Below are 9,830 nucleotides of genomic sequence, written 5' to 3'. Positions count from 1 at the left end.
AAGCACGGTCATCCAGCGCCTCTTCAAGCTCCGGATCGGACAGTCCATACCATTGCTGCAGCAGCAGCGCCTTGAACATCAGCAGCCGCGGATAAGCCGGCGCCCCGCGCTCCGGTTCCGGCAGGCCGCGCAGCACGCGCTCCACTGCTGCCCAATCGACCAGTTCGCCAATCCGCCTTAGTACCGGATTGGCTTTCCCCTGCCGCGACACCAGCGCGTCCGCAAAGCTCGGTTGCCCCACCTGCCGATATGCCATTCCCGTCCCCTCCAACCGGTCCAGGGAATCGCAGATTCGCCGATTATGCAAAGTTCTCGCAAGCGCGAGAGGTGCAGCGAGTCCGCGGCGAGCTGAGTGCAATCATCATCTCTAGTCGAACAAATTGGCGAGGCGCTGCTTCATCTGGTCGGCGATGTAGAGCGCGAGGGCCTGGATGGTGGACGTCGGGTTCACCCCGCCCGAGGTGACGAAGATGCTGCCGTCGACGATGAAGAGGTTCTTGACGTCGTGCGAGCGACCCCATTCGTTGACGACGGAGCCTTCGGGATCGGTGCCCATGCGCGCGGTGCCGAGCAGGTGCCAGCCGCCCCACGGAATCGGCGAGTTGATGCAGATGTCGGTCGCCCCCGCCGTTTCGAGAACCTCGCGGCCGCGGGCGAGCGCATGCTCCATCATCTTCCGGCTGTTCTCGCTGATCGTATAGTCGATCTTCGGCGCCGGAATGCCGTGGCTGTCCTTCAGCACAGGATCGAGCGTGACGCGGTTGTGCTGTTCCGGCAGGTCCTCGCAGATCGCGGAGAAACCCAGCCGATGGCCGTTGAGCTTGCGGAACACGCGGTGATGGTCGGCGCCCCAGGGCAAAATGCCCTTCTGCTCGCTGACGACGGCCTCGAACACCGGCCCTGCCCCGCGCACGAATTGCACGCCGTAGCCGCGCACGAAGCCGCGCGACAGGTCCGTGTCATACCACTGCTTGCTCCACAGGCAGGTCGGCGGCGCGCGGTTGGAATCCGTCGGCTCCTTCACATAGCCGTAGATCTGCGCATAGGGATGGAACATCAGGTTCTTGCCGACGAGGCCGGACGAATTGGCAAGGCCGTTCGGAAAGCGCCCCGAGGCCGAGTTCAGCAGCAGTCGCGGCGTGCCGACGCCGTTGCAGGCGATGATGACGACGTGGGCGGGCTGAAACTGCTCGACACCATCCTTGTCGTAGTAGACTACGCCCGAAGCCATGCCGTTCTCGTCGGTGGTGATCTCGCGCACCCGGCAATGGGTGCGCAGCTCGACCCCGGCGCGGATCGCATGCGGCCAATAGGTGATGTCGGTAGAAGACTTTGCGCCTTGCGCGCAGGCCGGCGTGCAATGGCCGAGGTTGATGCAGCGCGCCCGACCCTCATAATCCATGGTCGCGACCGTCGTGTCCGACGGCCACCAGTGCCAGCCGCGATCGTTCATGGCCTTGGCGATGATGGCGCCGGACAATCCGAGCGGCTGTTGCGGCATCGGCGGATGCGTCAGCGGCGAAAGCGGATCGCCTGACAGGCCCGACGTACCCATCATCCGGTCGTTCTCCTCGAAGAACGGGGCCAGCGCGTCGTAGTCGATCGGCCAGTCGTCGGCGACGCCGTCGAGCGTCTTCACCTTGAAATCGGACGGATGCAGCCGCGGCCAGTGCGCAGTGTACATCACCGTCGAGCCGCCGACCGCGTTGTAGTTGACGACCTTGATCGGCGAATTGTCGTCGTTGATCGGGTAGTCCTCGGGCCGGCCGCGAACGTTGGGGCTCGATGACCATTCGCCGTAGAACTTGGCCTCCCAGTCGCGGCCCGTGCTGGGATATTCCGCCGGGTTCATCCAGCCGCCCTGCTCCAGGCAGAGAATGTGCATCTTGGTCTCGGCCAGCGACCACGCCGCCGCCGCGCCGGAAGCGCCGGCGCCGATGATCAGGACGTCCACGGGGTCTTTCATTGCAACCTTGTCCTCCCCCTCGCCGCTTCCGGGCGATTCGGCCTCTGCAGTCCGCAAGGCCCGCGAACGATAGGATCAGAGCAATGGCTGAGTAAAGCCGCGAGGCCGGAATGTCGCACTTCGCAGGGCGCAGACCATTGGTATCGCCACATCCGGATGCTAGGAACAGGACGCACGAGCTATCGATAGCGAGATCGTATGTCCTTCCGAAATTTCTTTGCCCCCGCCCGCGCTTTTGCGCTCGTTTCATTCTTTGCCCTGTCCGGATTTCTGGCCTCATCCGGGCCGGTCTCCGCGCTGACTGCCGCCGCGACGGTGCGCGACGGCAACTCGATCCAGCTCGGCGACGTCACCTACCGGCTCGACGGCGTCGACGCGCCCGAGCTGGACCAGGTCTGCATCGACGATCACGCCGATTCCTGGACCTGCGGCATCGAGGCTCGTGACCAACTGACGAAGCTGATCGGCAAACGGACGGTGCGCTGCGACGATGTCGGGCCGGAGAAAAGTTTCGGCAAGCGGCACCGCGCCATCTGCACGGCCGAGGGCGACAAGGCCAGCTTGAACGAACAACTGATCAAGCTCGGCTTTGCCCTCGCGCGCGAGCCGATCAAGGCCAACGTCAAGCCCGCGGCCACCGAGGCCAAGACGGCGGCGGTCGGGATCTGGAAAGGCTGCTTTGTTGCACCGCAAGATTTTCGTAGCGGCAAGAAGGACGGCGCGCTCCTCGGCGCCGCGTGCCGCCCAGACCGCGACAAGGAAATCCGCGCCGTGCTGTTCCCGGAAGAGCTGACGATGCCGCCGAGTTGCAGCATCAAGGGCAAGCTCGCGGTGCGCGCACGCGTCACCGGCAATATCGGCATCTATCATTTGCGGGGCTGCCCGAGCTATCCGGCGACCACCAAGCCCGACCGCTGGTTCTGCTCGGAGGATGACGCGCAGGCCGCCGGCTTCCGCAGGGCCTACAACTGCCGTCGGCCGAAGTGAAAAATTCCTTCACACATCCGTGAGTAGTAGTCCGAGACCGTATTGATCCGGAATTGAACTCGATCGGGGGTTGCGCCATTTGTATGGGTACGCAAGCGCCTTGCGCGAGCGTTTCCTTGGCAGCGATCCGGCTTCGGCCCGATTGCCTTGCTCGGGCGTTTCCTCCCTAGACTTGGGCCGCTTGTCATCACAAGCGGCTCTTCTTTTTTGGAGCGACGCCAAAGCAGGATGAGCCTTGGTTGAATCGATGCGAGCTCCGGGTTCACCTCTCCCGCGGGAGAGGTCGGATCGCATCGAAAGATGCGATCCGGGTGAGGGGATCAGGCCTCACTGAGTACCGCGGCCCCTCACCCGGATTGCTACGCAATCCGACCTCTCCCCGCTGGGGAGAGGTGACCCCCGGCAACCGGTCGAGCCAAATTCAGTAAGGCGATAGCGCCCTAACCGCGCATCTGCATGATCTGGTCCATCGGCGGCATGTTGGCGTTCAGATGCGCCATGATCCAGACGGTGCCGCCGACCACCAAGAAGACCACCAGCAGCCCGAAGGCGAGCGCCAGCACGTTGTTGGTATTGTCGGGGCCGGTGGTGATGTGCAGGAAGAACACGAGATGCACGCCCATTTGCGCGATCGCGAGCACGATCAGCGCAACGGGGATGGACGGCTGCCAGACCAGATCGGTGCCGGCGATGAAGAACGACGTCGCCGTGAGCAGCAGGGCCAGGACAAGACCGACAACGTAACCGAGGATGCGGACGCCGACACTGTGTTGCTCTTCCTCGCCCGGCGCGAGGTCGTGTTTGACCAACTCATGCGTCTGATCGCTCATGGCGCACTCCCAAGCAGGTAGACCACGGAAAACACGGCGACCCAGATGATGTCGAGCGCGTGCCAGAACAGCGCAAAGCACATCATCCGCCGCTGGATGTCGGCACGAAAGCCCTTGGCGAACACCTGCGCCATCATGGTGAGCAGCCACAACACGCCGGCCGAGACGTGGAGGCCATGGCATCCGACCAGCGAGAAGAACGCGGTCAGGAACGCGCTGCGCGAGGGGCCATAGCCACGGGCGACGAGGCCGGCGAATTCGCGGAACTCGATGGTGAGGAATATGAGGCCGAGCACGCAGGTCACGGCCATGCCGAGATAGAACCAGAACCGGTTGCGCACGTCGGCGGCAATGCTGGCCATGCCGCAGGTAAAGCTCGACAGCAACAGGCAGACCGTCTCGATCGCGACGTTCCTCTGGTCGAAGATCTCCGAGCCCTTCGGGCCGCCGGCGGTCTGGCCGGCCAGCACGGCGTAGGCCGCAAAGAAACAGGAGAACATCACGATGTCGGAGAGCAGGAAGATCCAGAAGCCGTAGGCGGTCACGATCCGCTTCGGCGCGGGTCCGGTATGCTCGATGACGACACCGATGTGATGGGGATCGGCATGGGCGTGGCCAGCGGTCGCGGTCATCGACATCAGACTGCCCCCGCCATGCTGACGAGCCTGCGCCGTTCCTCCAGATTGACGCGGTCGATACGGGCAACCCGATCGGCCGGGATGACGTATTCGTCATGGTCGCGCCAGGCGAACACGACGAAGGTCGCGAAGGCACCTAAGCCGCCCAAAATCACCATCCACCAGATGTGCCAGATCAGCGCGAAGCCCATGATGCTGGCGAAGAACGCGCAGACAAAGCCGGTCGGCGAATTCCTGGGCATCTCGATGTCCTGATATTCCGGCTCTTCGTGCTCGAGCAGCTGCTGCTTGGCATGGGCCTTCATCTCCCAATAAGCGTCCTCGCCGCGCACATCGGGATTGAACGCGAAGTTGAACACCGGCGGCGGCGACGAGGTCGCCCATTCCAGCGAGCGGCCGTCCCAGGGATCGCCGGTGCGGTCGCGCAGGGCCTCGCGGTCGCGGATGCTGACGACGAGTTGCATGATCTGGCAGATCACGCCGATCGTCAGCACCGCCATGCCGACCGCCGCCACCAGCATCCAGGGCCGCCAGGCCGCTACGTCATAATGCTGCATGCGCCGCGTCATGCCGAGCATGCCGGCGACATAGAGCGGCATGAAGGTGATGAAGAAGCCGAGGAAGGTGAACCAGAACGCTGCCTTGCCCCAGCGTTCGTCGAGGCGGAAACCGAACGCCTTCGGAAACCAATATTCGAAGCCGGCGAAAGCGCCGAACAGCACGCCGCCGATGATGACATTGTGGAAGTGCGCTACCAGGAACATGCTGTTGTGAAGCATGAAATCGGCCGGCGGCACCGCGAGCAGGACGCCCGTCAATCCGCCGACGATGAATGTCACCATGAAGCCGACCGCCCACAGCATCGGCGTCGCGAAGCGAATGCGGCCGCCATACATCGTGAACAGCCAGTTGTAGATCTTCACCCCCGTCGGCACCGCGATGATCATGCTGGCGATGCCGAAGATGGCGTTGACGTCGGGGCCCGCTCCCATCGTGAAGAAATGGTGCAGCCACACCATGAAGGAGATGACGCAGATCGCCATGGTGGCCAGCACCATCGAGCGATAGCCGAACAGTGCCTTGCCGGAGAAGGTCGAGACCACCTCGGAGAAGATGCCGAAGGCCGGCAGCACCAGGATGTAGACCTCGGGATGGCCCCAGGCCCAGATCAAATTCATGAACATCATGACGTTGCCGCCGGCCTCGTTGGTGAAGAAGTGGAAGCCGAGGTAGCGGTCGAGCAGCAGCATCGCCAGCGTGGCGGTGAGGATCGGGAACGCCGCGACAATGAGGAGATTCGAGGCCAGCGTGGTCCAGCAGAACATCGGCATGCGCAGATAGTTCATGCCTTTGGTGCGCAGCTTCAGCACCGTGGTGACGAGATTGATGCCGGCGACCAGCGTGCCGACACCGGAGATCTGCAGCGACCAGGCGTAGTAGTCGACGCCGACGCCGGGCGAGTAGGACAATTCCGAGAGCGGTGGAAAGGCGAGCCAGCCCGTGCGCGCGAATTCGCCGACCACGAGCGAGATATTGACCAGCAGCGCGCCGGTCGCGGTCAGCCAGAAGCCGACGGAATTGAGCGTCGGGAAGGCGACATCGCGCACGCCGAGCTGGAGCGGCACGATCAGGTTCATCAGCCCGATCACGAACGGCATCGCCACGAAGAAGATCATGATGGTGCCGTGCGCCGAAAAGATCTGGTTGTAGTGCTCGGGCGGCAGATAGCCTTGCGACTGGTAGGCGACGGCCTGCTGAATTCGCATCATAATGGCGTCGCTGCCGCCGCGCAGCAGCATCACCGAGGCCAGCAGCACATACATGACCCCGATGCGCTTGTGGTCGACGCTGGTGATCCATTCGCTCCAGAGATAGGGGAGATGCCCCTTGATCACGACCCAGGCCAGCACGCCCAGGATTGCGACCAGCACCACAGCGCCCGCAACGAGCGGAATCGGCTGATCGAACGGAATGGCGGACCAGTCGAGCTTACCGAGCATCGTGGCCTCCACTGTGCGACCGGCCCGCTTCGGATGCGAGCTCCGGTCCAGGACCCGGCGGGATGTGCTGGGTCGCGATCAGGTCGAACAGGCGCGGATCGTCGAGCCGATAGGTCGGCCGCCCCGTCTCGATGCCTTGCTGCATCAGCTTTGTGTAACTGTCCGCATTCAGCACGGCATCCGTCTTCGCCGTGGTCGCCACCCACTCCGGAAAGGCGAGCGGCGAGATCACGTTGACGTCGAACATCATGTCGGGGAAGCCGTCGCCGGAGAAATGCGCCGACAGGCCCTGCAGCTTGCCCTCGTTGTCGGCGCGCAGGTTCAGCTTCGTCACCATGCCGTTCATGGTGTAGATCATGCTGCCCAGCTGCGGGATGAAGAACGTGTTCATCACGCTCGACGACGTCAGCTGGAAATTCAGCTCGGCGCCGGCCGGAACGGTCAGCGTGTTGATGGTGGCGATGCGCTGATCCGGATAGATGAACAGCCATTTCCAGTCGAGCGAGACGGCCTGGATCCGCACCGGGCTGCCGGTGCCCGGGACGGACGCTGCGGGATCGAGCTGATGCGAGCCGATCCAGGCGACACCGCCGAGCAGGATAACGGTGAGCGCAGGAATCGCCCACACCACCATCTCGACACGGCCGGAATAGACGAAGTCGGGCTGGAAACGCGCTTTCGGATTGGACGCGCGAAACCAGAACGCGAAGCCGAGGATCGCGAATATGGTCGGCACCACGATCACGAGCATGATGAAGACGGAATCGACCAGGATGGTGCTGTTGGCCGCAGCCACAGGCCCTTGCGGATCGAACAGATTCATCGGCAAGCCACTGGCGGTTGGGAAGCCCCGGGACAGAGCCTAGCGCGGGAAAGGCTCCGCAACAAACGCGATTGCCTGAAAACGGTTCCTGAACCGCGAAGGGTCAGCTATGCGCGATGGGCCGGGCGCAACATGCAATTCCATGTGATCTCAATGACATGAACGCAGAGGCGCGCCCTTCTCTCCGATTGGGGCGATTGCTAATCTGCACGAAAATACTGAATGAACAGACCGAGCCTGGAGTGAACCGAGATGCGCTTGAAGGACAAGGTTGCGATCGTCGTCGGCGCCGGCCAGAGCCCCGGCGAGGGCATGGGCAATGGCCGCGCCACCGCGCTCACCTTCGCGCGCGAGGGTGCCAAGGTCTTGTGCGTCGATCACCAGCTGGAATCGGCACAGGAAACGGTTGCGATGATCACCGCGGAGCAGGGCACGGCCGCAGCCTTCAAGGCCGACGTGACCAAAGCCGCCGACATCAAGGCGATGGTCGCGGACGCGCAATCGCGCTGGGGCCGGATCGACGTGCTGCACAACAATGTCGGCGTCAGTCTCTCGGGCGGCGATGCCGAATTGCTGCAGCTGACCGAAGAGGCATTCGACCGCGTCGTCGCCATCAACCTGAAGAGCTGCATTCTCGCCGCGAAAGAGGTGATCCCGATCATGCGCGCGCAGAGAGGCGGCGCCATCATCAACATCTCCTCGATGGCCGCGATCACGACCTATCCTTATGTCGCCTACAAGGCGACGAAGTCGGCGATGATCGCCTTCACCGAACAGCTCGCCTACCAGAACGCCGAATACGGCATCCGCGCCAACGTCATCCTGCCCGGCCTGATGAACACGCCGATGGCGGTCGATACCCGCGCCCGCGAATGGCACAAGACCCGCGCCGAAGTCGAAGCCGAACGCGACAGCAAGGTGCCGCTGCGCAAGAAGATGGGCACCGGATGGGATGTCGCCAATGCCGCGCTGTTCCTGGCATCAGATGAAGCGAACTTCATTACGGGCGTGACACTGCCAGTGGATGGTGGGGCGAGCGTGCGGCGAGGGTGAGTGCCAAAGGGACGCTGCACTTACCCTCCCCTGGAGGGGGAGGGTCGCCACGCATGAAGCGCAGCGCAATGCGTAGCGGGGTGGGGTGACGGTCTCTCCGCATCGAACCCTGCCCGAGTGGAGAGATCACCCCACCCCCGCTCGCGCTGCGCGCGACCGACCCTCCCCCTCCAGGGGAGGGTGCAGCGTCATTGCGGCACGCGCGTCACCCGCCAGATCGTGCCATTGCCGTCCTCCGACACCAGCAGCGATCCATCCTTCGCCACGGTCACTCCCACCGGCCGTCCCCACACCTCGGTATCGCTCACCACGAACCCCGTGACGAAATCCTCGTACTCCCCGGTCGGCTTGCCGTCCTTCATCTTGATGCGGATCACCTTGTAGCCGGTGCGCTTCGACCTGTTCCAGGAGCCGTGCTGGGCGGCGAAGGCGTCGCCCTGGTACTCGGGCGGAAACTGCGCGCCCTGGTAGAAGGTCATGCCGAGCGAGGCCGAGTGCGGCTGGATCAGCACATCCGGGACCATCGCCTTGTCCTTGAGGTCCGGCCGCGCGCCGGCGTGGCGCGGGTCTTCGTTGCCGCCGATGTAGAACCAGGGCCAGCCGTAGAAGCCGCCCTCCTTCACGCTGGTCACGTAATCGGGCACCAGATCGTCGCCGAGGCCGTCGCGCTCGTTGGTCGAGCACCAGGGCAGACCGGTCTGCGGCTGGATCGCGAGGCCGACGCAGTTGCGGAGGCCCGTGGCGTAGATCTTCCGCTCCTTACCGTCAGGATTGAAGACCAGCACAGCGGCGCGCTCGGTCTCGCTGGCCCAGGCCGCGCCAAGCGGCTGCGCTTTTGACCACGCCTCCATCCCGCCCGGCGGCGTGCCCATGCCCTCTGCGACGTTGCTGAGCGAGCCGACCGAGACCAGCATGCGCTTGTTGTCCGGCGTGAACACGATGTCGCGGGTGGAATGGCCGCCATCATGCGGCAGGCTTGCCACGATCGTTTCCGCCTTGCCGCGTGCCTTGAGATCGCCGGCCTGATAGGGAATGCGAACGACGCTATCGGTGTTGGCGACATAGACCCATTGCGGGTTGTCGCCGTTCGGAAAAAAGGCGATGCCGAACGGCTGCCTCAGTCCGCCGGCAAACACGTCGTTGGTCACCTTGCCGCCATCGCCCGCGCGCAGCACTCGGATGTTGCCGGCCCGCGTCTCCGCGACGAAGACATCGCCATTCGGCGCGACTCGCACGACGCGTGGCGTGCGCAAGCCTTCGGCGAACAGCTCGATCTTGAATCCGGCCGGCACCTGGAGCGCAGCCTCGGGCGGACGCGGCACCACACGCGACGAGCTCGCGACCGACCGCGTCGCCCCGGGCCTGACCAGATCCTGTGGTCGGATCAACCTGACCGTGCCAGGCTTGTCGGCCCGCCAATCGCCATAGGCGTCCTTGCCCTGCAGCACCGGCTCACCTCGTGCGCCGGTCGCAGCCGCGACCAGCCATCCCGCGGACATCGCAACGGACCATATCCTGTTCTTCACGTCTTCC

At 64.0% G+C, this 9,830-nt stretch carries 9 protein-coding genes; 2 read left to right on the top strand and 7 right to left on the bottom strand.

Annotated elements, in window-relative coordinates:
- Both BLV07_RS50145 and BLV07_RS31555 read right to left on the bottom strand, forming a co-directional pair.
- Positions 1-256: transposase (locus BLV07_RS50145; protein WP_143035537.1), on the bottom strand; the 256-nt coding region annotated here is incomplete at its 3' end.
- Between the two features lie 111 nt (positions 257-367).
- Positions 368-1,966: a GMC family oxidoreductase gene (locus BLV07_RS31555; RefSeq protein ID WP_091893757.1), complete on the bottom strand. Its 1,599-nt coding sequence runs from the start codon at positions 1,964-1,966 to the stop codon at positions 368-370.
- Positions 1,967-2,164: 198 nt separating this feature from the next.
- On the opposite strand from BLV07_RS31555, the gene BLV07_RS31550 reads away from it, so the two are divergent.
- Positions 2,165-2,953, top strand: coding sequence for a thermonuclease family protein (locus BLV07_RS31550; protein ID WP_091893733.1), 789 nt, complete (start codon positions 2,165-2,167; stop codon positions 2,951-2,953).
- A gap of 440 nt (positions 2,954-3,393) precedes the next feature.
- Here the strand turns inward: BLV07_RS31550 and cyoD are convergent, their stop codons facing one another.
- Genes cyoD through BLV07_RS31530 form a run of 4 tightly spaced genes read right to left on the bottom strand, consistent with a single transcriptional unit; the run spans position 3,394 to position 7,244 of the window.
- On the bottom strand, positions 3,394-3,783 hold the full coding sequence (gene cyoD / locus BLV07_RS31545; RefSeq protein WP_091893731.1) for a cytochrome o ubiquinol oxidase subunit IV: 390 nt from the start codon (positions 3,781-3,783) through the stop codon (positions 3,394-3,396).
- Complete coding sequence (locus BLV07_RS31540; protein WP_091893729.1) at positions 3,780-4,421, bottom strand: cytochrome (ubi)quinol oxidase subunit III; 642 nt, start codon at positions 4,419-4,421, stop codon at positions 3,780-3,782. Before BLV07_RS31540 ends, cyoD begins: the two co-directional genes overlap by 4 nt.
- Positions 4,421-6,421, bottom strand: coding sequence for a cytochrome o ubiquinol oxidase subunit I (gene cyoB, locus BLV07_RS31535; protein WP_091893755.1), 2,001 nt, complete (start codon positions 6,419-6,421; stop codon positions 4,421-4,423). Before cyoB ends, BLV07_RS31540 begins: the two co-directional genes overlap by 1 nt.
- Positions 6,411-7,244 carry a cytochrome ubiquinol oxidase subunit II family protein gene (locus tag BLV07_RS31530; RefSeq protein WP_091893727.1) on the bottom strand — a complete coding sequence of 278 codons (834 nt, stop codon included), beginning with the start codon at positions 7,242-7,244 and terminating at the stop codon, positions 6,411-6,413. The genes cyoB and BLV07_RS31530 overlap by 11 nt, the downstream gene beginning before the upstream one ends.
- A 252-nt stretch (positions 7,245-7,496) precedes the next feature.
- Between BLV07_RS31530 and BLV07_RS31525 the strand changes: the two genes are divergently transcribed.
- A complete protein-coding gene (locus BLV07_RS31525) occupies positions 7,497-8,297 on the top strand; it encodes an SDR family NAD(P)-dependent oxidoreductase (RefSeq protein ID WP_091893725.1) in 801 nt (266 codons plus the stop codon).
- Between the two features lie 188 nt (positions 8,298-8,485).
- Here BLV07_RS31525 and BLV07_RS31520 read toward each other — a convergent pair whose 3' ends face one another.
- A complete protein-coding gene (locus BLV07_RS31520; RefSeq protein ID WP_091893723.1) occupies positions 8,486-9,823 on the bottom strand; it encodes a PQQ-dependent sugar dehydrogenase in 1,338 nt (445 codons plus the stop codon).
- Positions 9,824-9,830: the final 7 nt, after the last annotated feature.

Origin of the sequence: Bradyrhizobium sp. Rc2d (assembly GCF_900099855.1) — a bacterium.
Lineage (GTDB): Bacteria > Pseudomonadota > Alphaproteobacteria > Rhizobiales > Xanthobacteraceae > Bradyrhizobium.
This window is presented reverse-complemented; position numbering and strand designations above follow the sequence as displayed.

What these genes read in the sequence shown, in the direction of transcription:
- cyoB (WP_091893755.1), bottom strand. Translation starts at nt 6,421, where the DNA reads ATGCTCGGTAAGCTCGACTGGTCCGCCATTCCGTTCGATCAGCCGATT.
- cyoD (WP_091893731.1), bottom strand. Translation starts at nt 3,783, where the DNA reads ATGAGCGATCAGACGCATGAGTTGGTCAAACACGACCTCGCGCCGGGC.
- BLV07_RS31540 (WP_091893729.1), bottom strand. Translation starts at nt 4,421, where the DNA reads ATGTCGATGACCGCGACCGCTGGCCACGCCCATGCCGATCCCCATCAC.
- BLV07_RS31525 (WP_091893725.1), top strand. Translation starts at nt 7,497, where the DNA reads ATGCGCTTGAAGGACAAGGTTGCGATCGTCGTCGGCGCCGGCCAGAGC.
- BLV07_RS31555 (WP_091893757.1), bottom strand. Translation starts at nt 1,966, where the DNA reads ATGAAAGACCCCGTGGACGTCCTGATCATCGGCGCCGGCGCTTCCGGC.
- BLV07_RS31530 (WP_091893727.1), bottom strand. Translation starts at nt 7,244, where the DNA reads ATGAATCTGTTCGATCCGCAAGGGCCTGTGGCTGCGGCCAACAGCACC.
- BLV07_RS31550 (WP_091893733.1), top strand. Translation starts at nt 2,165, where the DNA reads ATGTCCTTCCGAAATTTCTTTGCCCCCGCCCGCGCTTTTGCGCTCGTT.